Genomic DNA, 21,886 nt, shown 5'->3' on the forward strand with positions numbered 1-21,886 from the left:
GTGTCTGGTTCGGGTGGCGGTTCGCGGCCGTCTGGGGCGTCGAGGGGGCGGGAGGTGCGGCCTGGGCGGGGTGGTGTCTGGTTCGGGTGGCGGTTCGCGGCCGTCTGGGGCGTCGAGGGGGCGGGAGTTGCGACCTGGGCGGGGTGGTGTCTGGTCTGGGTGGCAGTTGGCGGCCGTCTGGGGCGTCTAGGGGGGCGGGAACTGCGACCTGGGCGAGGCAACCCGCAGCCCCCGGGGCCCGCCGCAGGCCCGGAGCCCGCCGCAGGCCCGGAGCCCGCCGCGGCCCCGGAGCCCGCGGGAGCCCGGGGCCGCAGCCCGTGTCGGGTCAGGCGGAGAGCGCGTCGAGCTCGGCGATCTCCTCCGGCGCCAGCTCGAGGCGGCCGGCCGCGAGCAGGTCGGCGACCTGGTCGACCCGCGAGGCCGACGCGATGGGGGCGACCACGGCCGGGCGCGAGCGCAGCCAGGCGAGGGACGTCGTCGCGATCGACGCGCCGTGCGCGCGCCCGATCCGCTCGAGGGCGTCGATGACGGCGAGGTTCTTGTCGTTCACGTACTCCGTCGCGGCGCCGGCGCGCGGCGAGCCTCCGTCATCCGCCGACCGGTACTTCCCCGCGAGGAAGCCCTTGGCGAGCGAGAAGTACGGGAAGACGCCGAGGCCGAACTCCTCGGCGACCGGGATGATCGTCTGCTCGATGCCGCGCTCGACGAGGTTGTAGTGCGGCTGGACGGCCACCGGCTCCGGCACGCCGAGCTCCCGTGCGATGCGGATCCACTCGCGGATGCGCTCGGCGCTGTAGTTCGACACCGCCGTGTAGCGCACGAGACCGTCGGAGACGAGGGCGCCGAAGGCCTCGACCGTCTCCTCGAGCGGGGTCGCCTCGTCGTCGAAGTGCGCGTAGTAGAGGTCGATCGACTCCACGCCGAGTCGCTCCAGCGACGCCTCCGCCGCCGCGCGGACGTTCGACGCCGACAGACCGCGGAAGTCGGGGTGCTGGCTCACCTTCGTCGCGACGGTGATGCCCGACGGCTTGCGGTCGGCGAGCCAGGCGCCGATGAGGCGCTCGCTGTCGCCGCCCGTGTTCCCCGGCACCCATGCACTGTACGAGTCGGCCGTGTCGATGAAGTCGCCGCCGCCCTCGACGAACGCGTCGAGGATGCGGAACGACTCGTCGCGGTCTGCGGTCCATCCGAAGACGTTGCCGCCGAGGTTGAGGGGGAAGACGTCGAGGTCGCTGGAGCCGATGCGTGCCATGCGGATGTCCTTTCGCAGATGAACCGTCCTCCCAGGCTAGGAGTCCCGGGATGGCCGGGGCCCGTCCCGAGGAAACACATCGAAACCGCCTACGCTGGGGCCATGACGAAGAACAGCGTGTGGACCATCATCGGAGTGATCGCCGCCGCCGTCATCGCCTGGTGGATCGTGAACGTCATCTTCTCGGTGCTGTGGTTCATCGTGAAGCTCGGCGTCGTCGCCGTCGTGGCGGTCATCGTGTTCTTCGTGCTGCGATCGCTGTTCCGCGGCGACCGCGGCTGAGACGCGACACATTCCCGACACATCCATGGCGCAAGCTGGCTCCATGGAATTCCCGCCCCTCGCCACGTCCTACACGATCGCGCTCCCCGAGTGGGTCGCCGACGAGCTCGCCGACGTGCCAGACGTCCTCCCGACCCTCGACGAGCGGATGGCCCTCGTCAACCGGCTCGCGGACCGCAACTGGCGAGAGGGGAACGGAGGACCGTTCGCCGCTCTCGTCGCGGAGGCCGACACGGGGCGGATCGTGTCGGTCGGCGTCAACGTCGTGCTGTCGACGGGGATCACCTCCGGCCACGCCGAGGTCACTGCGCTCGGCCTGGCGCAGGCCCGCGTGGGCGCGTGGGATCTCGGCGGCGAGGGCCAGCCGCGCCATGAGCTCGTCGTCAACTGGCGCCCCTGCGTGCAGTGCTACGGCGCCGCGATGTGGTCGGGCATCACCACGCTCGCCATCGCGGGCTCGGGCCCCGAGGTCGAGGAGATCACGACGTTCGACGAGGGGCCGATGATCGACGACTGGGCGGCGGCCTTCGAGGCGCGCGGCATCACCGTGATCGACCCCGTCGCGAAGGACGAGGCGATCGCCGTGTTCCGCGCCTACCGCACGGCCGTCGACGACGGCTCGATCACGGTCTACAACGCGCGCGGCTGACGCGGGGGAGCGGGCGCCCGCGTCGCGACGAGCGCGCAGACGGCCGCGGCGAGCGACAGCGCGCACAGCACGCCTGCGACGGCGAGCCATCCCGCCCCGGTCCAGGCGAGCGTGCACAGCCATCCGAACAGGCTCGACCCGCCGTAGTAGAACACGTTGTACATCGAGCCGGCGCTCGCGCGGTCGGCGCCGGCGAACCCCGCGACGGCGGAGCTCGCGACGGAGTGGGCGAGGAACATCCCCGTCGTGAGCAGCACGACGCCGGCGATCACGGCCGGCAGCGGCGGTGCCGCCGTGAGCGCCGCTCCGGCGAGCATGAGGAGGCAGCCGGCGAGCAGGGGCGTGCGCAGGCCGAAGCGCTGCGACAGGCGCCCCGAGACCTGCGCCGCCGCCGTCCCGCCGAGGTACGCGAGGAAGACGAGCGACACCACGGCGGCGGGCAGCGCGTACGGCGGTGCCTCGAGCCGGAACGCGATCGCGTTGTACATGCCGATCATGGCGCCCAGCAGCATCCCGCCCATGGCGAACAGGGCGAGCAGCCGCCGGTCGCGGAGCTGCCGGACGAACACGCGCAGCGTTCGCCCCGCCGGGGCGCGGGATGGCGCGGTGCGCGGCAGCAGGAGCGCCATGGTGACCGTCACGAGGGCTCCCAGCACGTCGAGCAGCAGCAGCCCCGCGCGCCATCCCGCGACCTCCGCGAGCACGGGTGCCACCACGCGCCCCGAGAGGCCGCCGACAGAGGCGGCGGCGATGTAGCCGCCGGCGACCACGGCGGCCGTGCGCCCCGCGACCGCCTCGTGCACGAGCGCGACGGCGAGGGCGGGGATGCCGCCGATCGCCGCGCCCTGCAGGAAGCGCCCCGCGACGAGCACCTCGAGCGTGGGGGAGAGCGGCAGCAGGAGGGCGATGAGCGCCGAGGTCGTCGCCGAGACGCGCATCGCCCGTGCGACCCCGAGGCGCGCGGCGAGCACGGCCCACAGCGGCAACGACAGGGCGAGGCCGAGCGTCGCGCCCGAGATGACCCACGCGACGTCGGATGCGCCCCGGCCGGTATCGGCGGCGATGAAGGTGAGCAGCCCCTGCGGCGCGTGCAGGAGGGCGAACGAGGCGATCCCTGCGCACCACATCGCGAGGGAGAGTCGGCCCGTCGCCCGTGTCGCGGCCGCCGCCTCGACGAGAGGGAGGGGGGCCGTCTGGGTCACGTCTCGACGCTAGCTCCGAGAAGGCATGCATCTCCAATACCGGATTGCCACAACGCATACAATCCTGATATGGATCTCCGCGCCATCCTGCCCCTCGTCCCCGTGCTCGTGGCGCTCGGCGAGACCGAGCACGTCACGGCCGCCGCGGAGATGCTGGGAATGCCGCAGCCGAACGCGAGCCGTGCCATCCGCACGCTCGAGCGGCGTCTCGGGGTCGCGCTCGTGGTGCGGGAGGGCCGCGGCGTACGGCTCACGGACGAGGCGAGGGCGCTGCTCCCCGCCTTCCGCCGCGCGCTGCAGACGGTAGAGGAGGGCATCGACGCGGTCGTCGGCGCATCGGCCTCGACCGTCTCGCTCGCCTTCCAGACGTCGCTGGGCGAGCGGTTCATCCCCGAGGTCATCAGCGCCGTGCGCCGCGAGCGCCCCGACATCCGCTTCGAGCTGCACCAGGGTGCGCGGTCGGTGCTCATCGACCAGCTGCGCGCGGGGCGCGTGGCGATGGCGCTCGTCGTCGACATGCCGGCGATCGGGGGAGACGTCGACGTCGTGCCGCTCTTCGAGCAGCCCCTCGTCGCGCTCGTACCGGACGGCCATCCGCTCGCGAGCCGCGCATCGGTCTCGGTGCCCGACATCGCGGACTGGCCCGTCGTGACGCTCGCCCCGGGGTTCGGGTTGCGCGACTCGCTCGACGCCCTCTTCGCGCGCAGCGAGCGGACGCCGCGCATCGCGTTCGAGGGGGAGGATCTCATCACGGTGCGCGGCCTCGTCACGGCCGGGCTCGGCCTCGCCGTCATGCCCGAGCAGCCCGTCGTGCCGGCGGACTGCGTGCAGGTGCCCATCCGCAGCCGGCTCGCGTCGCGACGGATGTGCGCCGTCACCGCCGGAGGAGAGGCGCGCGCGGCCGTGCTGCTCGTCCGCGACACCGTCGTCCGAGTCGCGCGCGAGCGGCGGATCTGGGCGGAGGGGTAGGCGGCGCGCGATCCTCCACGACGGGTGGCGCCTGTGCCATCCTGAGGCATGGACGCACCCACCGGAACCATCGTCGCCGTCGTCGGCCCCGGTGCCGACGACGTGCTCGCCTCCGTCGACGCGCTCGGCGGCGTCTCGGCGCTCGCGCTGCGCGGGTCGGAGCCCGCCATCGCCTCCCATCGGATCGCGGCGGCCGGCACGCCCTGGGTCGTGCACGACGCCGACCCGCTCGAGCACGTCGCCGCGGCGTGGATCGAGCTGTTCGAGGAGCGTTCGACGCTCGGCGCGCTCGAGGCCGAGATCGGAGACGCCCTCGCGCGGTTCGCGCGCGGCGACGCGCTCATGCCCGACTACTACCTCGTGCTGGAGCCCGACGACGCCCCGGAGATATGGCGCCACTGGTGGTGCGGTGCGCTCGGGCACCGCGCCCCGCGACGGGTCGTGCCGGTGAAGGGCGAGGGGACGGCCGGGCGCATGCTGCGCGCGCTGCCGTCGTCGCGCCCGTGGCCGGATCCGGCCAGCTGGCTGCCGGGGCTGTCCATGCAGATCCCGGACCGGGTGGGGCTGCGCGACCGGGAGTTCGACCGCCGGGAGTAGCCCGGTTCGGCGTCAGTCCAGGTACTGGGGCAGGGCGGCCTCCAGCTCGGCGATCCAGGCGCGGGCGTTGCCGTCGGAGGGCGCGCGCCAGTCGCCGCGCGGCGAGAGCGATCCTGCGGGCGACACCTTCGGTCCGTTCGGGATGGCCGACCGCTTGAACTGCGCGAAGCCGAAGAATCGCGCGAGGAACACCCGCTCCCACTTCGCGATCGTCGCGAGGTCGTAGGCGTACCGGTCCTCGGCGGGGAACCCCGGGGGCCAGGCGCCGGCATCGGCGTCGGCCCACGCCCTCTCCGCGAGGAAGGCGATCTTCGACGGCCGCATGCCGTAGCGCAGCACGTGGAAGAGCGTGAAGTCGTGCAGGGCGTAGGGGCCGATCGTGCTCTCGGTCGACTGCACCTTGCCGTCCTGCCCGGCCGGCACGAGCTCGGGGCTGATCTCGGTGTCGAGCACCGACTGCAGCACGCGGGCCTCCTCGGCGGAGACGCCCTCGCCCTCCGCGATCACCCACCGGATGAGGTGCTGGATGAGCGTCTTCGGCACGCCCGTGTTCACCGAATAGTGGCTCATGTGGTCGCCGACGCCGTAGGTCGCCCATCCGAGGGCGATCTCCGAGAGGTCGCCCGTGCCGACGACGATGCCGCCGTGGTGGTTGGCGAGCCGGAAGAGGTAGTCGGTGCGCAGGCCCGCCTGCACGTTCTCGAACGTCACATCGTAGACCGGCGCGCCGCTGCCCGCCGGGTGGCCCATCTTCTGCAGCAGCTCGGTCGCGGCCGGGCGGATGTCGATGGTCTCGATCGTCGCGCCGATCGACTCGGCGAGCGCGATGGCGTTGGACTTCGTGTGGTCGCTCGTCGCGAATCCCGGCATCGTGTAGGCGAGGATGTCGCTGCGCGGCCGCCCCATCCGGTCCATCGCACGCGCGATGACGAGGAGGGCGTGCGTCGAGTCGAGCCCGCCGCTCACGCCGATGACCGGCTTCGGGCCGCCGATCGCCGAGAGCCGCTGCACGAGACCCGAGACCTGGATGTGGAAGGCCTCGTAGCAGTCCTGCGCGAGGCGCGCGGGGTCATCCGGAACGAAGGGGAACCGGTCGAGCGCCCGCCGCAGACCCACGTCGCCACGGGGAGGGTCGAGCTCGAAGGCGACGGTGCGGAACTCCGTGCGGTCGGCGAGAGTGCGCCGGTTGTCGTCGAACGTGCCCTGGCGCAGTCGGTCCTGGCGCAGCCGGTCGAGGTCGACGTCGGCGACCGAGACTCGCGGGCCGTCGGGGAACCGCTCCGTCTCGGCGAGGAGCGCACCCGACTCGTAGACCATGGTCTGGCCATCCCAGGAGACGTCGTTCGTCGACTCGCCGAGCCCCGCGGCGGCGTACGCGTAGACGGCCGAGCAGCGCGCAGAGGCCGACTTGCACAGCAGGTGCCGGTCGTCCGCCCTGGCGATCGTGATCGGGCTCCCCGACAGGTTGAGGAGCACGGTCGCGCCGGCGAGCGCGGCGAGCGACGAGGGCGGGACGGGCACCCACATGTCCTCGCAGACCTCGACGTGCACGACGAGGCCGGCGACGTCCTGCGCCTCGAAGAGCAGGTCGGGGCCGAACGGCGCGAGGTGCGCGCCGATGCGGATGTCGCCGCGCTGGTCGTCGCCGGGCGCGTACCAGCGGCGCTCGTAGAACTCGCGGTACGTCGGCAGGTACGACTTGGGCGCGACTCCGAGGATGCGCCCCCTGTGGATGACGACGGCCGCGTTGTAGACGCGGCTGCGGTGCGCGAGCGGCGCGCCGACGACGAGCACGGGCAGCAGGTCGGCCGAGGCCGCGACGATGGTCTCGATCGCCTCGACGACCGCGTCGAGGAGCGGATCCTGCAGCACGAGGTCGTCGATCGCGTACCCCGACAGGCACAGCTCGGGAAAGACGGCGACCGCGACGGCGTCGTCGTGCAGGCCGCGCGCCGTCTCGAGGACGGTCTCGGCGTTGGCCGCCGGGTCGGCGATGGCGAGGGGGATGGTCGCTGCCGCCACGCGCGCGAACCCGTGGCCGTACGCGCTGCCGAAGTCGAAGTCGCTCACGCGTCCAGTCTGGCATCCGCGCGGGCGGTGGGGTCGTCGGTCCCCGCGGGCGGTGGGGCCGTCGGTCCCGCGGGAGGTGGGGTCGTCGGTCCCGGTCGCCGCGTTTCGGGGCGAAGCCCGCTTCAGTCGCCGCGAATCGGGGCAAACCTCGAGGCGGACCCCGCTGCAGTCGCCGCGTTTCGGGGCGAAACCCGCTTCAGTCGCCGCGAATCGGGGCGACCCTCGAGGCGGACCCCGCTTCAGTCGCCGCGAATCGCGGCGAAACCAGCTTCGGTCGCCGCGAATCGCGGCGAAACCCCGGCTACAGCAGCCGGCGCGCCGACGCCCACGCCGTCAGCTCGTGCCGCGACGACAGCTGGAGCTTGCGGAGCACGGCGGACACGTGCGTCTCCACGGTCTTCACCGAGATGAAGAGCTCCGTCGCGACCTCCTTGTACGCGTAGCCGCGCGCGATGAGGCGCATGACCTCCTGCTCCCGCGCCGAGAGCCGGTCGAGCTCGTCGTCGGCCACGGCCGTCTCCCCCGACGCCGCGCCGAACGCGTCGATGACGAAGCCGGCCAGCCGCGGTGAGAACACGGCGTCTCCCGACGCGACGACCCGCACGGCACGCGACACCTCGGCGCCGGACGCGCCCTTCGTGATGTAGCCGCGGGCGCCGGCGCGGATGACCCGCACGACGTCCTCCGCGGCATCCGAGACGCTGAGCGCGAGGAAGCGCGTGCCGGGGGAGAGGGGTGCCGCGCGGCGCAGCACGTCCTCGCCGCCGGCGCTCCCCGCCTCGCCGCCCGGCAGATGCACGTCGAGCAGCACGACGTCGGGCCGCGTCTCGGCGATGACAGCGACGGCGCCCGGCACGTCGGCGGCCTCGCCCACGACGCGCAGCGCGCCGTCGAGGTCGGCGCGGAGCCCCGACCGGAAGATGGAGTGGTCGTCCACGATCACGACGGCGAGCTCAGGCACGGGCACCCGCCGAAGGGTACCGGATGTGCACCTGGGTGCCGAGTCCGCCCGCGCCGCGCGACACCGCGGCCATCCCGCCGACGCGCCGCATGCGGCCGATGATCGACTCGCGCACGCCGAAGCGGTCGTCCGGCACGTCGGCGGGGTCGAATCCCGCCCCGCGGTCGCGCACGAAGACGTCGACGGCACCGGGCGCGCCCTCGATGTACACCGAGACCTCGCCGCCCGCATGGCGCGCCGCGTTGAGCATCGCCTCCCGCGCGGCCGCCGCGACCTCGCCGCTCGCGCGCTCGGCCGACGACCCGGCCGACACCACGGTCACGGCGACCTCGTAGTCGAGCTCGAGGGCCGTGGCGTAGTCGCGCAGATCGGTGGCGAGGTCGCTGTCGGCCGGCTCGTCGTCGTCGTAGAGCCACGCGCGCAGCTCGCGCTCCTGCGCGCGGGCGATGCGGCCGACCTCGCTGGAGGCGCCGGCCCGGTTCTGGATGAGCGCGAGCGTCTGCAGCACCGAGTCGTGCAGGTGGGCGGCCATCTCCGCGCGCTGCTCGTCGCGGATGCCCTGGATGCGCGCCGACTGCAGCTCCCGGAACCGCGCGATCCACGTCGACGACCACACGACGGCGATCCCGAGCGCGGCAGCGAGCGCGATGAGGAGCATGACGGGCGCCAGCTGCCATCCGACGGCGGGGGAGCGCACGAAGATGAGGATGGCCACGGCCGCGAGGAGCGCGGAGGCGCACGCCCGCACGAGGACGTCCTGGCGGGGACCGCGCGCGGGATCGGGGCGGTCGAGGAGCGCGGACCACACGCCGCCGCCGACGGCGAGCGCGATCGCGAGCACGGCGGGCAGCAGGCTCGCGGGCGGCAGCACCCCCTGCGAGAGCGACCAGTAGTTCATCTGCAGGGCTACGAGGAGGAAGACGCTCGACCCGGCGAGCACGGCCCATGCGACGGGAGCTCGCCGCGTCACCCGCTGCGCTCCGTCGCGCAGCGGGGTGAACGCCCACAGCCAGAGGTAGAGCAGCAGGCCGACGCCCCAGATCGCGCTCGTCGCGACGAACAGCAGGCGCGTGACGGGCGCCCGCCATCCGAGGTGCTCCGCGACGCCCGCGGCGACGCCCGCGATGACGGCGCTGCGAGGGCGCGTCAGCGGGGGAGGGGCGGGAAGGGCCATGAGGCCATGCAACCACGCGGAGGGCGCAGGCGCGGGGGAACTCAGGGTCGGATCGGGGGCATCCCTCATGGCGGGCGGCATCGGCGGCGGGCGAGGATCAGGACATGACCGAGAGAGAACCGACGACCGCCCCGCCGCCCGCGGCCCCTGGGGGCGGCTTCGCGCCGAGGGGCGACGCGCCGCGCGTCGGACGCGGCTTCTTCGACTGGGTCCGATCGCTCGGACTCGTCCGGGCCGACGGCTGGATCGGCGGCGTGTGCGCGGCGATCGCGCGGCGCACGGGAGCGGACCCCGTCATCGTGCGGGGGATCTTCGTCGTCGCCGCGGTGCTCGGGTTCCCCGCCCTGTGGCTGTACGCCCTGGGATGGGCGCTCCTCCCCGACGAACGGGGCGAGATCGCCATCCGCCTGCGCACGGGGTCGGGGCCCGCGCTCGTGGGCGTCGCGATCATGGTCGCCTTCGGCGCCGTCGCGAGCTGGGCGAGCGCGACCCTGATGGAGGACCTGCTCCAGCTCGCCTACCCCGGACGCATCGTGTGGACGGCGATCGAGGCATCGCTGTGGATCGCCGTGCTCGGCGCCGTCGTCGCCTTCGCGCTGTGGCTCGTCCGCCGCGAACCCGCCGCAGGGGCGCGGCCGCCGGCGCCGGGTCGCGTGGTGCTCGTCGTCGTCCTCTGCGTCGCCGTGGCGGTCCCCGTGCTGGCGCTCGGGTTCGGGGTCGTCGCGCCCTTCGTCTTCGGGTACGGCTCGCCGGTCGGCGCGCTCGCCGCCGCGGCGTTCTGCGTCGCCGCCGTGGGATTCGCCGTGTGGGCGGGGCGTCGCATCCTCGGCGGCGCGGCGCTCGTACCGCCCGCCGCACCGTCCGCGTCGGTGCCCCCTTCGCCGCCCCCCGCGGCTCCTCCCGTGCAGCCGCCGCTCGACGGCGACTTCGACGGATGGCGCCGTCAGCACGACGAGTGGCGGGCGCAGCACGACGCGTGGCGCGCGCAGCAGGCCGACGCGGAGCGCGCGGCCCGCGACGCCGACCGCGCGCAGCGCCAGGCGGCCGCCCACGCTTTCGCCCAGGACGCGGCCCGCATCCGCGCGGCGCGTCGGGCCGCGCGCCCCCGCATCCCGCTCGCATACGGTGCGTCGGTCGTGGGCCTCGCACTCGTCGTCGGCGCGGCCACGGCGCTCGTCGTCATGAAGAACGAGGCATGGCCGGGCGACGAGGCGCGCATCCTCGGAGCGGTCTCCGGGGCGCTCTTCGCCGGCGCCCTCGTCGCCGCGCTGGGGATGGTCGTGGCCGGCATCCTGCGGCGGCGCAGCGGGGTGCTCGCGTTCGCCGCGGTCGTGGCGTTGGTGGCGGGGGCGTCCACCGCCCTCGGCGCGAACAGCGTGTTCGGCATGAACAGCTGGCAGAGCGTGGCGATCGGCGACGGCGACCACGAGATCGCCCAGGCGTTCGGCACCGTCGACCTCGGGCTGACCTCCGAGGGGGACGGCGCGGGCACCGCCGTCGTCGAGCGGCGGGGTGGCTTCACCCAGGTGACGGTCCCTTCCGACGTCGATGCGGACATCCGGATCGACGCAGATCCGTCGACGTACATCAGCGTGCTGCGTCAGGACGAGGCCACGGGGCAGATCGTGGACGAGGAGGTGCTGTCGGCCGACGACGGCGTCTACGCCTGGCACCATGACGGCGTCGACGGCACGACGGCACGGCGCACGGTCGACATCACGCAGACCGAGGGCGGCCAGATCACGATCTGGGTGATCGCACCCGTCGAGCAGGAGAGCGAGCCGACGCCGACCGCGACGCCGGAGCCGACGGAGACGACAGAGGAGACGCAACGATGAGCAGCACGCCGCACCCGGCAGCGGGTGACGAGACCGCGGTCGCCGCCGCGCCAGAGCCCGGCGCGGCGCCGACCGTCGCCGAGCAGCCGCGCACGCGGTGGGCGGCGATCGTGTGGGGCGTCGCACTTGCGATCGCCGCCGCGCTGGGCCTGGGGCAGACGGTCGATCCGTCGCGCTTCACGACCCTGCAGGACGGGGTCGTCGAGTGGACGCTCGCCGCGGATCCGCTGTCGGTATCGCTCGCGGTGGTGCTCGCGCTGGGTGCCGCCGTCCTCGTCGCCGGGCTCGCCGGCATCGCCCGCGGCGTGCAGAGGAGGGTCGCGGCCCGGCGGTGACGGGGCCGGCCCGCGATGTCCGCCGTCCGGGATAGCGTCGGAGGGTGAGATACATCCCGGCCGAGCAGCGGCTCGTGTGGAGCGCGAGCGACCTCAAGGCGGCCGCCGAGTGCGAGTTCGCGTGGCTGCGCGCCATCGACGCGAAGGCCGGCCGCACGGCCGCCGTCGACGAGCCGGAGGACGCCATGCTGGAGCGCGCCGCCCGCCTCGGCGACCGGCACGAGGAGCGCGTCCTGCAGCGGTACCGGCGCGAGCACCGAGACCGCGTCGTCGAGATCGAGCGCGCCTCATCCGCCGATGCCGAGGCGCTCGCCGCAGCGGTCGCGCGCACCGGCGCCGCGCTCGCCGACCCCCGGGTCGACGTGCTCTTCCAGGCCGCGTTCGCGACCGACGAGTTCGTCGGGTTCGCCGATTTCCTCGTGCGCGAGCCGGATGGCCGCTGGCGCGTGCAGGACAGCAAGCTCGCCCGCACGGCGCGTGTCACCGCGCTCATGCAGCTCGCGGCCTACGTCGATCAGCTGCAGCGGCTCGGCGTGCCCGTCTCCGACGAGGTCGACCTCCTGCTCGGCGACGGCACCACCTCCACGCACGCCGTCTCCGACGTCCTCCCCCTCTTCCACGTCCGACGGGCCCGCCTGCGCGCTCTCATCGCCGATCGGGCGCTCGAGCTCGGCGCCGCGGCCGAGGCGATCGCCTGGGGGGACGAACGGGGCGAGCTGCAGGTCGTCGCGTGCGGCCGCTGCGCCACGTGCGACCTCGAGGTCGTCGCGCATCGCGACCTCCTCCTCGTCGCCGGCATGCGGCCGTCGCAGCGCTCGCGGCTGCGCGATGCGGGCATCCGCACGATCGACGAGCTCGCGGACGCCACGACCGGCCCGGCTCGGATGGCCGCGGAGGTCTTCGACTCCCTCCGCACGCAGGCCCGCCTGCAGCTCGCGAGCCCCGCCGGCGTGCCGGGCGATGCACAGGAGGACGCGCACCCCGTCCCCGCCTACGAGGTCGTGCAGCCCCACGCCCTCGGCGCCATGCCGCGGCCGAGCCGGGGCGACGTGTTCTTCGACTTCGAGGGCGACCCGCTCCACGCCGAGCAGACCGCGACGGCGACGTCATGGGGCATCGACTACCTGTTCGGCTGGGTCGACCAGCAGGAGCAGTACTCCGCGCTGTGGGCGCATACGCTCGCGCAGGAGAAGGCCGCCCTCGAGCGCTTCTGCGATTTCGTCGCGGCACGGCGCGAGGCGCACCCCGACATGCACATCTACCACTACGCGCCCTACGAGCCGACCCACCTGTCGGCCATGGCGGCGCGGCATGGCGTGCGCGAGGCCGACGTCGACCGCATGCTGCGCGACGAGCTCTTCGTCGACCTCTATCCCATCGTGCGCCGGGCGCTGCGCGTGGGGTCGCGGTCCTACTCGATCAAGAAGCTCGAGCCCCTCTACATGGGCGACGAGGTGCGCACGCAGGACGTGCAGAAGGGCGACGACTCGATCGTCCGGTACGTCGAGGCGCGAGCGCTCGAGGACGCGGGGGACGAGTCTGCCGCGCAGGCGATCCTCGACGACCTCGCGGACTACAACCGGTACGACTGCGTGTCGACGCGGCGGCTGCGCAACTGGCTCGTCGAGAGGGCGCGGGAGACCGGCGCCCTGCCCGCCCCTCCCGAGGTGCCGGACGAGCTCTCCTACGCGCCGTCGCCCCTCGCCCTCGCGCTCGACCATCGCGCCGCGGCCCTGCGCGACGCGCGTGTCGCGGCGGATCCGGTGTCGACGCCGTCGGCCGACGAGGACGCCGTGCGCCTCGCCGCCGCCGCGATCGACTACTACCCGCGCGAGGCGAAGAGCTTCTGGCACGGCCACTTCCAGCGGCTGCGCGAGCCCCTCGGGCTGTGGCTCGACACCCGCGACGTGCTCGCAGTCGACGCCTCGCGGTGCGAGATCGTGGAGGACTGGGCCAGGCCGGAGGGAGCGCGCTCGGTGCGCCGGATCGTGACGCTCCGCGGCGATCTCGCCCCCGGCTCCCGTGTCGGAGAAGGCGCGGAGCCCTACCTGCTCTACCCGCGCCCCGCTCCGTTCCCGAACCAGGCGTCCCCTCGCTGGGTGCACGTCCCGCGCCAGGCGCGCGTCGTCGAGGTCCTGGGCGACGGCGTCGTCGTGGAGGAGCGCGCCGCCGACGGCGAGACCTGGCAGGAGCTGCCCGTCGCGCTCGCCCCTGCGCCCCCTCCCCGCGCCGGCAACCAGCAGACCGCCATCGACGCCTGGGCGGAGGCCCTGGTGCGCGCGGGCGACGGGTTCCCCGACGACGCGGCCACCGACATCCTGCGGCGCCGCCCGCCGCGCGGCGCCGGGATCGCCGCGTCGGAGGGCGACGACGTCGACGCGATCGTGCGGACCGTGCTCGGTCTCGACCGCTCGTTCCTCGCCGTGCAGGGACCTCCCGGCACGGGCAAGACGTACGTCGGATCGCACGTCATCGCGCGGCTCGTCGCCGAGCACGGATACCGCGTCGGCGTCGTCGCGCAGTCGCACGCCGTCGTCGAGCACATGCTCGACCGCGTCGTCGCGGCGGGTGTCCCGGGGGCGCTCGTCGCGAAGGCGCCGAAGACGGGCGCCGAGCCGGTCGACCCCGCCTTCACGCTGATCCCCAAGAACGGCGTCGCACGGTTCGCGTCCGAGCGTGCGGCCGGCTACGTCGTCGGCGGCACCGCGTGGGACTTCACCCACACCGGGCGCATCCCGCGCGGCTCGCTCGATCTCCTCGTCGTCGACGAGGCCGGCCAGTTCTCCCTCGCGTCGACGATCGCCGTGTCGACGGCGGCGCGCAACCTCCTGCTCCTCGGGGATCCGCAGCAGCTCCCGCAGGTGAGCCAGGGCGTGCACCCTGCGCCCGTCGACACGTCGGCGCTCGGATGGGTCATGGACGGGGCGCAGGTCATCCCCGCGTCGCACGGGTTCTTCCTCGGGCGCACGTGGCGGATGCACCCCGCTGTCGCCGGCGCCGTCTCGCAGCTGTCGTACGCCGGCCGGCTCGCGTCGCGCCAGGGGGCCGAGCTGCGCACGGTCGAGGGGGTCGAGCCTGGGCTCCATCCGGTGCCCGTCCGTCATCGCGGTGACGCGACGGAGTCGCAGGACGAGGCGGACGCGGTCCTCCGCATCGTCCAGGACGTCCTCGGGCGCTCGTTCACCGACATCCGGATCGACGACGCGCAGACCGCGCACCCGTGCCCGTCGCGCCCGCTCGGCGAGGACGACGTCATCGTCGTCGCCCCCTACAACGCGCAGCAGCGGCTCGTCGAGCACACCCTGAGGGCGGCGGGCCTCGCGCGGGTGCGCGTCGGCACGGTCGACCGGTTCCAGGGCCAGGAGGCCGCCGTGTCGATCACGACCCTCGCGGCGTCCTCCGGGAAGGACGCCCCGCGCGGCACCGAGTTCCTGCTCCTGCAGAACCGCCTCAACGTCGCGATCTCGCGCGCCATGGTGGCGGCGTACCTCGTCCACTCGCCCGCGCTGCTCGACGACCTGCCCTACACGGCGGAGGGCGTCGCGCGCCTGAGCGCGTTCATCCGCCTGGTCGGGACGGGCGGTGAGGTCGGGTGAGAAGCACCCGGCACCTCGTCAGACGGTGCCGTAGAGGCGATCGCCCGCGTCGCCGAGACCGGGCACGATGTAGCCGTGCTCGTTGAGGCCCTGGTCGAGCGCTCCGAGCACGAGCGTCACGTCGCGGTCGCCCACGAGCGACTCGATCGCGTGCAGGCCCTCCGGTGTGCCGAGCAGGCAGACCGCGGTGACCTCGGTCGCACCGCGGTCGAAGAGGTACTTGATGGCGGCCGCGAGCGACCCGCCCGTCGCGAGCATGGGGTCGAGCACGAAGCACTGCCGCCCGCTGAGATCGTCGGGCAGGCGCTCGGCGTACGTCGAGGGCTGCAGCGTCTGCTCGTTGCGGACGATGCCGAGGAAGCCGACCTCCGCGGTCGGGATGAGCTTCGTCATCCCCTCGAGCATGCCGAGGCCGGCGCGCAGGATCGGCACGACGAGCGGCCGCGGCTCGGCGATCTTGACGCCCGTCGTCTCGACGACGGGCGTGCGGATGGTCACGGGCTCGACGCGCACGTTGCGCGTGGCCTCGTAGGCGAGGAGCGTCATGAGCTCCTCCGTCAGCTGGCGGAAGACCGGCGAGGACGTCGCCTCGTCGCGCAGCACCGTGAGCTTGTGCGTGATGAGCGGATGGTCGGCGACGTGCAGGCGCATGCCACCAGGCTACCGGGGCGCACCTGCATGGACACCCGCCGCTGCGCGAGAGCGCGCGTCGTAGGCTCGGAGGCGTGAACGCGTCCTCCGCCGACCGCGCCGCGATGGGGCGCGCGCTCGCGCTCGCCGACCTCGCCGCGGCAGACGGCGACATTCCCGTCGGCGCCGTCGTGCTCGGCCCCGACGGCGCGGTGCTCGGCGAGGGCCGCAACCTGCGCGAGCACATGCACGATCCCTCCGCTCACGCCGAGGTCGTCGCGCTCCGCGAGGCGGGAGCGGCGACGGGTTCGTGGAACCTCGAGGGCTGCACACTCGTGGTGACGCTCGAGCCGTGCCTCATGTGCGCCGGGGCCCTGCTCCAGGCCCGCATCGGGCGCCTCGTCTTCGGCGCATGGGACGACAAGGCGGGGGCGGCCGGTTCGCTCTACGACGTCGTGCGCGACCGGCGCCTCCCGTACCGCGCGGAGGTCGTCGCCGGCGTCCGCGAGGTCGAGTCGGCCGCGCGGCTGCGGCGCTTCTTCGACGCGCGCCGCTGAGGGGGCGCGCCGCCTGTCTCAGCGGACGAGCGGCAGGACCTCCTCTCCGAGGTACGCGATGTGGTCGAGGTCCGAGAGATCGAGCAGCTGGAAGTAGATGCGCGTCGCCCCGAGCGCCTTCAGCCGCTCGACCTTCTCGGCGATCCCGGGCGCGTCGCCGAAGAAGCCCGTGCCGGCCGCGAACGTCTCCGCGTCGGTGCCGATCGCCTCCGCGCGGCGTGCGAGATCGGCTTCCGTCGCCCCCGCGACCGTCGTGAGGCCGGCGCTCAGCTTGAGCGTCGCGGGGTCGCGACCGTCCCGCTCGCACGCCTCGCGGACGCGGGCGAACCGCGCGCCGATCTCCTCCTCCGACGCGAAGACGGCGTTGAACTCGGTCGCGAAGCGCGCCGCGAGCTCGGGCGTGCGCTTCGTCCCGCCCCCTCCGACGATGACGGGCACGCGATCCTGCACGGGCTTGGGCAGCGCCGGCGCGTCGACGAGGCGGTAGTGCTCTCCCTCGAACGAGTAGCGCTCGCCCACGGGCGTCGCCCACAGCCCCTGCACGATCTCCAGCTGCTCCTCGAGGAGACCGAACCGCTTCGCGGGGAACGGGATGGCGTACGCCTCGTGCTCGGCCTGGAACCACCCCGTGCCGAGCCCCAGCTCGACGCGCCCGCCCGACATGGCATCGACCTGGGCCACCTGGATCGCGAGGATGCCCGGCCAGCGGTACGTCACCGACGACACGAGCGTGCCGAGGCGGATGGTCGACGTCTCACGGGCGAGACCGGCGAGCGTCGTCCACGCGTCGGTCGGGCCGGGAAGGCCGTCGCCGTCGAGGGTGAGGTAGTGGTCCGAGCGGAAGTACCCGTCGAAGCCGCTCCTCTCCGCCTTCCTGGCGAACGCGAGCTGGGTGTCGTAGCTGGCCCCCATCTGGGGCTCGGTGAAGACGCAGAACTCCATGCCGCCAGTCTGTCAGCGGCAGCGCCGGTCAGTCCGACGACTTCAGGATGAACGTCTCGGTCGGGGGCGCCTGCTCGGTGGGCGAGCGGTACACGTCCGGCTCGAGGAAGATGATGCGCGCCGCCGGGACGGCCTCGCGGATGCGCGCCTCGACCGCGTCGATGTCACGCGCCGCGTCGGCGACCGAGATGTCCTCGGGCAGGCCGATCTTCCCGGCGACGAGCAGCTCCTCCGGACCCACGTACAGCGTCTTCACGTGGATGAGCTTCTCGACCTCCGGCCCGCCCTCGATCGCGGCGACGATGCGGTCGAAGTCGGCCTCCGTGGCGCCCTCGCCGACGAGGAGGCTCTTCGTCTCGATGCCGAGCACGATCGCGACGAGGATGAGGAGCGCGCCGATGCAGAGCGTGCCGATCGCGTCGAACACGGCGTCGCCCGTGATCGCCGTGAGACCGACGCCGAGGAGCGCCAGCACGAGACCGGTGAGCGCGGCGACGTCCTCGAGCAGGACGACGGGGAGCTCCGGCGCCTTCGCACGCCGGACGAAGGAGGCCCACGACTGCCCGCGTTCCCGGATCTGGTTGCTCTCGGCCATCGCCGTCCGCAGCGAGAAGCTCTCGAGGCCGATCGCGATGAGGAGGATCACGACGGGGAGCCAGACGTTCTCGAGCTCGTGCGGATGGGTCAGCTTGTCGATGCCCTCGTAGACGGAGAAGACGCCGCCGACGGAGAAGAGGATGATCGCGACGACGAACGCGTACACGTAGCGCTCGCGCCCGTATCCGAACGGGTGCTCCCGGTCGGCGGAGCGGCGCGCCTTGCGGCCCCCGAGCATGAGGAGGAGCTGGTTGCCGGAGTCCGCGACGGAATGGATCGCCTCGGCGAGCATCGACGCGGAGCCCGAGAGGGCCCATCCGATGAACTTCGCGATCGCGATCCCCATGTTCGCGGCGAAGGCCGCGAGGATGGCCTTGCCGCCGCCGTGTGCGCTCATGCTCGAAGTCTAGGCGGCGCGCCGGCCGTCGTCAGGGGGACCGGCCGGCGCGCAGCGGCGCCTCAGCGCGGGTCCATAGGATCGTCGTATGCCTGAGACCCTCCCCTCCGTCGCGTTCCTCGGTGCCGGCTCGATGGGCGGCGCGATCCTGCGCGGTCTCGTCGCGAGCGGACTGGCCGGCGATGCCGCCCTGTTCGCGACCAACCGCTCCGCGGCGAAGGCCGCCGAGCTCTCCGGCCTCGACGGCGTCACGAGCATCGCGCTCGAGGAGGAGCCGGGCGGCAACACGCGCGCAGCCTCGGGAGCCCGCGTGGTCTTCATCGGCGTGAAGCCCGCCATGGTCCCCGACCTGCTGCGAGAGATCGCCCCCGCGCTGCGGGACGACGCGATCGTCGTGAGCCTCGCGGCCGGTGTGACGCTCGAGACCTTCCGGACCATCCTCGGAGACGACGTGTCGGTGCTCCGCTCGATGCCCAACACCCCGGCGCTCGTCGGCAAGGGCGTGACGGGGCTCGTGCGCGGGGCCGCGACCTCCGACGACGATGTCGCGCTCGTGCGGCGACTCTTCGAGACGGTCGGCATCGTCATCGAGGTGCCGGAGGACCGGATCGACGCGCTCTCGGCGATCTCCGGCTCCGGACCCGCGTACGTCTATCTGCTCGTCGAGCTGTTCACGCGCGTCGCCGTGGAGCACGGCTTCTCCGAGGCGGATGCGCGCGCCATGACGGAGGGCACGTTCATCGGCGCGTCCGCGCTCCTCGACGCGACGGGCGAGGACCCCGCCGAGCTGCGCCGACGCGTCACGAGCCCCAAGGGGACGACGGAGCGGGCCATCGCCGTGCTGCAGGGGGCCGCTCTCGACGGCGTCTTCCGCGAGGCGGCAGACGCCGCGATCGCCCGGGCGAAGGAGCTCGCCCAGGGCGCATGAGCGTCAGCGGTCGAGCGACGCGAAGCGCTCGATGTCCTCGTTCGTGCCCGACACGATGATGAGGTCGTGGTTCGTGACCACGGTGTTCGCCTCGGCGTAGCGGAACGGCTTCCCGGGGCTCTTCACGCCCACGACGGTGACGCTGTACTTCGTGCGCACGCCCGACTCGTTGAGCCCGATGCCGCGGATGAACTTCGGCGGGTACATCTTCGCGAGCACGAAGTCGTCGTCGAAGCGGATGAAGTCGAGCATCCGGCCGCTGACGAGGTGCGCGACGCGCTCGCCGGCCTCGCGCTCGGGGTAGATGACGTGGTTCGCGCCTACGCGGGCGAGGATCTTGCCGTGCGACTGCGAGACCGCCTTCGCCCAGATCTGCGGCACCTTGAGGTCGACGAGGTTGGCCGTGATGAGAACGGAGGCCTCGATCGACGACCCCACGGCGACAACGGCGACCTGGAAGTCGGCTGCGCCGATCTGCTGCAGCGCCTCGAGGCTGCGGGCGTCGGCCTGCACGGCGTGGGTGACGCGCTCCGACCACTTCTGCACGAGCTCGAGGTTGTCGTCGATGGCGAGCACGTCGCGATCGAGGCGGTCGAGCTCTCCCGCGCATGCGGCGCCGAAGCGGCCCAGCCCGATGACGAGGACGGGGGCGTCGCTGCGGATCTGCTCAACCAACGATCGGCCTTTCGACGGGCAGCGCGTACTGCTGCGATTTCGAGGTCGCGGCCACGGCCGCGGCGAGGGTCACTGTACCAACGCGCCCCATGAAGATCGTCACGGCGAGAACGTACACCGCGGCGTCGGGGAGCTCCGCCGTGAGCCCCGTCGAGAGGCCCACCGTCGCGAACGCCGAGATGACGTCGAACAGCACCTCGGCGAGCGGCGCCTTCGTGATCTGCGCGATGATGATCGTCGACAGCGCGACGATCGTCGCGCCCCACGCGAGCACCGCGACGGCGACGCGCTGGACGTCGCTCGGGATGCGGCGGCCGAAGACCTCGACGCTGCGGCGGCCGCGCGCCTCCGACCACACCGAGAGGGCGAGCACGGCGAGCGTCGTGACCTTGATGCCGCCCGCCGTCGACGCGGAGCCGCCGCCGACGAACATGAGCATCGACGCCGCCAGCATCGACGAATCGTAGAGCTCGCCGGGATCGATGACCGAGAAGCCGCCCGAACGGGTCATGGCGGAGAGGAAGAACGCCTGGAAGACCGTGTCCCATGCGTCGCTCTCGCCCCACGTGCCGGGATTGCCGTACTCCAGGACGAGGAAGACCAGGCCGCCCGCGACGAAGAGGATGACGGTCGTGATGAGCGTGAGCTTGGTGTGCAGCGGCCACTTCTTCGGCTTCGAGAGCTGCTTCGACAGGGCGTAGATGACGGGGAAGCCGATGCTGCCGAGGAAGACCGAGACCATCAGCACGGCGAGGAAGAAGTAGTCGGTGTGGAACGACTCCAGCCCGCCCACGGTCGGGGTGAAGCCGGTGTTGGTGAACGACATGGCCGCGTAGTACGGCGCGATCCACAGCGCATCGAGCCAGCTGTACCCGGCCCACAGGATGGGCACGTAGAGGAGGATCGACACGACCCCCTCGATGACGAGCGTCGAGAGCGCCACGACGCGCAGGAGCTGGCCGATCTCGCCCAGGCGGACGGCCTGGCCCTCGTTGACGACGCCGCCGTGCGAGCGGAGGGGGTTCGTGTCGCCCGCCGCGATGAGCTTCGCGCGCAGGCCGAGCCGTTTCGAGATGACGAGGCCCAGCACGCTCGCGAGCGTGAGCGCGCCGAGGGCGCCGATGTTGACGCCGACGAAGATGACGACGTGTCCGAACGCCGACCAGTGCGTGGCCATGTCGACCGTCGCGAGGCCCGTCACGCAGATCGTGGAGACGGCCGTGAAGAGCGCATCCGCGAGCGGGGTGTGGGTGCGGCTCTCGCTCGCGATGGGCAGCGAGAGCAGGGCCGTGAAGAGGAGGATGAGCGACAGGAAGACGAGGACCGCGAACCGGGCGGGCGAGGACGTCGTGAAGTCGCGGAAGAGCTGGCCGGAGCGCCGCGGGAGCCGGCGCAGCGCATCGGCGAACGCCGCAGACGCGCTCGTCGCCATGCCGTCCCCTCTCGCGCCCAGGTCGCCCATCATGGTACTCGGCGGCGCGCGCGGCTAACCTATCGGCATGGCGGACATCTTCGACGTGATCGCGGACGGCACGAGGCGCGACATCCTTCGGCTTCTGCTCCGTCGATCGTCGGAGGGACACGACGGGACGAGCGTCTCCGAGATCGTCGCCGAGCTCGGCGTCAGCCAGCCGACCGTGTCCAAGCACCTCAAGGTGCTGCGGGAGGCGGGCCTCGTCTCTGTGCGCGAAGAGGGCCAGCACCGCTACTACAGCCTTTCCCCCGAGCCGCTCGAGGCGGTCGACGACTGGCTCGTGCCGTTCTTCGTTGACGAGGCCGAGCTCGCCGAGGAGGCGGCGGCGTACGTCGCGCTGCCCGAGCCCGCCGCGCGCGTCGCCGAGTCGGTGGGCCGTGCCGCTGCCTCCGCGAAGAACGTCGTCCAGTCGGCTCTGCGGCGGCTGGGGGCCTGACAGCCCGACGGTTTGACGCGCGTATGCCGGCATCGGCACGCGTTACGCTCCCTCCGGTATGCCTTCTGCGGCATGTCCGGTGCGCGCGTGCATCCCGCCGTCGGCGCGCGAGGACGACGGTCCCGCGCGCGCATGCATACCAGCCGTCCTCGGGGGCCGAAAGACCGTCAGACGCGTGCGCTCCGCGTCGTCCCCATCGCTCCCCGGATAGTCGGATCCCGCGCGTGAGCGGGGATTCCCTCCCCGACGGGAACCTGGGAGATATATCGGAAGTTCCTGTGGACAGCTGCGTCGAGATCCCGTAATACTGGCGGCGGTGCTCGTC

20 protein-coding genes are annotated in these 21,886 nt (G+C 73.0%); 10 read left to right on the forward strand and 10 right to left on the reverse strand.

What is annotated here, in order from left to right; genetic code table 11:
- Positions 1 to 325: 325 nt before the first annotated feature.
- Positions 326 to 1,252 (reverse strand): aldo/keto reductase, encoded by a 927-nt coding sequence (locus ABD998_RS13270; protein ID WP_345439941.1) that lies wholly within the window; start codon positions 1,250 to 1,252, stop codon positions 326 to 328.
- Between the two features lie 102 nt (positions 1,253 to 1,354).
- Here ABD998_RS13270 and ABD998_RS13275 point away from each other — a divergent pair, with 102 nt between their 5' ends.
- Both ABD998_RS13275 and ABD998_RS13280 read left to right on the forward strand, forming a co-directional pair.
- A complete protein-coding gene (locus tag ABD998_RS13275; RefSeq protein ID WP_345439943.1) occupies positions 1,355 to 1,534 on the forward strand; it encodes a hypothetical protein in 180 nt (59 codons plus the stop codon).
- 43 nt (positions 1,535 to 1,577) lie between these two features.
- Complete coding sequence (locus tag ABD998_RS13280; protein ID WP_345439945.1) at positions 1,578 to 2,183, forward strand: nucleoside deaminase; 606 nt, start codon at positions 1,578 to 1,580, stop codon at positions 2,181 to 2,183.
- Here ABD998_RS13280 and ABD998_RS13285 read toward each other — a convergent pair.
- Positions 2,165 to 3,385 carry an MFS transporter gene (locus ABD998_RS13285; protein ID WP_345439947.1) on the reverse strand — a complete coding sequence of 407 codons (1,221 nt, stop codon included), beginning with the start codon at positions 3,383 to 3,385 and terminating at the stop codon, positions 2,165 to 2,167. The two genes, ABD998_RS13280 and ABD998_RS13285, sit on opposite strands and share 19 nt — an antisense overlap.
- Before the next feature lie 69 nt (positions 3,386 to 3,454).
- Between ABD998_RS13285 and ABD998_RS13290 the strand changes: the two genes are divergently transcribed.
- Positions 3,455 to 4,354, forward strand: a complete 900-nt coding sequence (locus tag ABD998_RS13290) for a LysR family transcriptional regulator (RefSeq protein ID WP_345439949.1) — start codon at positions 3,455 to 3,457, stop codon at positions 4,352 to 4,354.
- Between the two features lie 48 nt (positions 4,355 to 4,402).
- Complete coding sequence (locus ABD998_RS13295) at positions 4,403 to 4,951, forward strand: hypothetical protein (RefSeq protein ID WP_345439951.1); 549 nt, start codon at positions 4,403 to 4,405, stop codon at positions 4,949 to 4,951.
- A 12-nt stretch (positions 4,952 to 4,963) separates the two neighbouring features.
- Here the strand turns inward: ABD998_RS13295 and ABD998_RS13300 are convergent, their stop codons facing one another.
- From ABD998_RS13300 to ABD998_RS13310, 3 genes are all read right to left on the reverse strand, one after another.
- Positions 4,964 to 7,021 (reverse strand): NAD(+) synthase, encoded by a 2,058-nt coding sequence (locus ABD998_RS13300; protein ID WP_345439953.1) that lies wholly within the window; start codon positions 7,019 to 7,021, stop codon positions 4,964 to 4,966.
- Between the two features lie 301 nt (positions 7,022 to 7,322).
- Positions 7,323 to 7,988, reverse strand: coding sequence for a response regulator transcription factor (locus ABD998_RS13305; protein ID WP_345439955.1), 666 nt, complete (start codon positions 7,986 to 7,988; stop codon positions 7,323 to 7,325).
- Positions 7,975 to 9,156, reverse strand: a complete 1,182-nt coding sequence (locus ABD998_RS13310) for an ATP-binding protein (protein ID WP_345439957.1) — start codon at positions 9,154 to 9,156, stop codon at positions 7,975 to 7,977. Before ABD998_RS13310 ends, ABD998_RS13305 begins: the two co-directional genes overlap by 14 nt.
- 104 nt (positions 9,157 to 9,260) lie before the next feature.
- On the opposite strand from ABD998_RS13310, the gene ABD998_RS13315 reads away from it, so the two are divergent.
- The 3 genes from ABD998_RS13315 to ABD998_RS13325 are packed head-to-tail and all read left to right on the forward strand — an operon-like array spanning position 9,261 to position 14,925.
- Positions 9,261 to 10,994 (forward strand): PspC domain-containing protein, encoded by a 1,734-nt coding sequence (locus ABD998_RS13315; RefSeq protein WP_345439959.1) that lies wholly within the window; start codon positions 9,261 to 9,263, stop codon positions 10,992 to 10,994.
- Positions 10,991 to 11,329 carry a hypothetical protein gene (locus ABD998_RS13320; RefSeq protein WP_345439961.1) on the forward strand — a complete coding sequence of 113 codons (339 nt, stop codon included), beginning with the start codon at positions 10,991 to 10,993 and terminating at the stop codon, positions 11,327 to 11,329. Before ABD998_RS13315 ends, ABD998_RS13320 begins: the two co-directional genes overlap by 4 nt.
- A 44-nt stretch (positions 11,330 to 11,373) precedes the next feature.
- On the forward strand, positions 11,374 to 14,925 hold the full coding sequence (locus tag ABD998_RS13325) for a TM0106 family RecB-like putative nuclease (protein WP_345439963.1): 3,552 nt from the start codon (positions 11,374 to 11,376) through the stop codon (positions 14,923 to 14,925).
- Between the two features lie 18 nt (positions 14,926 to 14,943).
- On the opposite strand, the gene upp is transcribed toward ABD998_RS13325, so the two are convergent.
- Positions 14,944 to 15,576, reverse strand: coding sequence for a uracil phosphoribosyltransferase (gene upp, locus ABD998_RS13330; protein WP_345439965.1), 633 nt, complete (start codon positions 15,574 to 15,576; stop codon positions 14,944 to 14,946).
- A 74-nt stretch (positions 15,577 to 15,650) separates the two neighbouring features.
- Between upp and ABD998_RS13335 the strand changes: the two genes are divergently transcribed.
- The gene (locus tag ABD998_RS13335; protein ID WP_425562986.1) at positions 15,651 to 16,112 is read left to right on the forward strand and encodes a nucleoside deaminase; all 462 of its coding nucleotides are present in this window, start codon (positions 15,651 to 15,653) and stop codon (positions 16,110 to 16,112) included.
- A gap of 18 nt (positions 16,113 to 16,130) precedes the next feature.
- On the opposite strand, the gene ABD998_RS13340 is transcribed toward ABD998_RS13335, so the two are convergent.
- Positions 16,131 to 17,054 carry an LLM class F420-dependent oxidoreductase gene (locus tag ABD998_RS13340; RefSeq protein WP_345439967.1) on the reverse strand — a complete coding sequence of 308 codons (924 nt, stop codon included), beginning with the start codon at positions 17,052 to 17,054 and terminating at the stop codon, positions 16,131 to 16,133.
- A 28-nt stretch (positions 17,055 to 17,082) separates the two neighbouring features.
- A complete protein-coding gene (locus ABD998_RS13345; RefSeq protein WP_345439969.1) occupies positions 17,083 to 18,048 on the reverse strand; it encodes a cation diffusion facilitator family transporter in 966 nt (321 codons plus the stop codon).
- An 88-nt stretch (positions 18,049 to 18,136) separates the two neighbouring features.
- Here ABD998_RS13345 and proC point away from each other — a divergent pair, with 88 nt between their 5' ends.
- A complete protein-coding gene (proC, locus tag ABD998_RS13350) occupies positions 18,137 to 18,976 on the forward strand; it encodes a pyrroline-5-carboxylate reductase (RefSeq protein WP_345439971.1) in 840 nt (279 codons plus the stop codon).
- Between the two features lie 3 nt (positions 18,977 to 18,979).
- Here proC and ABD998_RS13355 read toward each other — a convergent pair whose 3' ends face one another.
- Both ABD998_RS13355 and ABD998_RS13360 read right to left on the reverse strand, forming a co-directional pair.
- Positions 18,980 to 19,651, reverse strand: a complete 672-nt coding sequence (locus tag ABD998_RS13355) for a potassium channel family protein (protein WP_345439973.1) — start codon at positions 19,649 to 19,651, stop codon at positions 18,980 to 18,982.
- Positions 19,644 to 21,083 carry a TrkH family potassium uptake protein gene (locus tag ABD998_RS13360; protein ID WP_345439975.1) on the reverse strand — a complete coding sequence of 480 codons (1,440 nt, stop codon included), beginning with the start codon at positions 21,081 to 21,083 and terminating at the stop codon, positions 19,644 to 19,646. The genes ABD998_RS13355 and ABD998_RS13360 overlap by 8 nt, the downstream gene beginning before the upstream one ends.
- Before the next feature lie 67 nt (positions 21,084 to 21,150).
- On the opposite strand from ABD998_RS13360, the gene ABD998_RS13365 reads away from it, so the two are divergent.
- Entirely contained in the window at positions 21,151 to 21,561 is a 411-nt protein-coding gene (locus ABD998_RS13365; RefSeq protein ID WP_345439977.1) for an ArsR/SmtB family transcription factor, read from the forward strand.
- Positions 21,562 to 21,886 lie beyond the last annotated feature (325 nt).

It is taken from the genome of Microbacterium gilvum, assembly GCF_039543865.1.
GTDB classification, from domain to species: Bacteria; Actinomycetota; Actinomycetes; order Actinomycetales; family Microbacteriaceae; genus Microbacterium; species Microbacterium gilvum.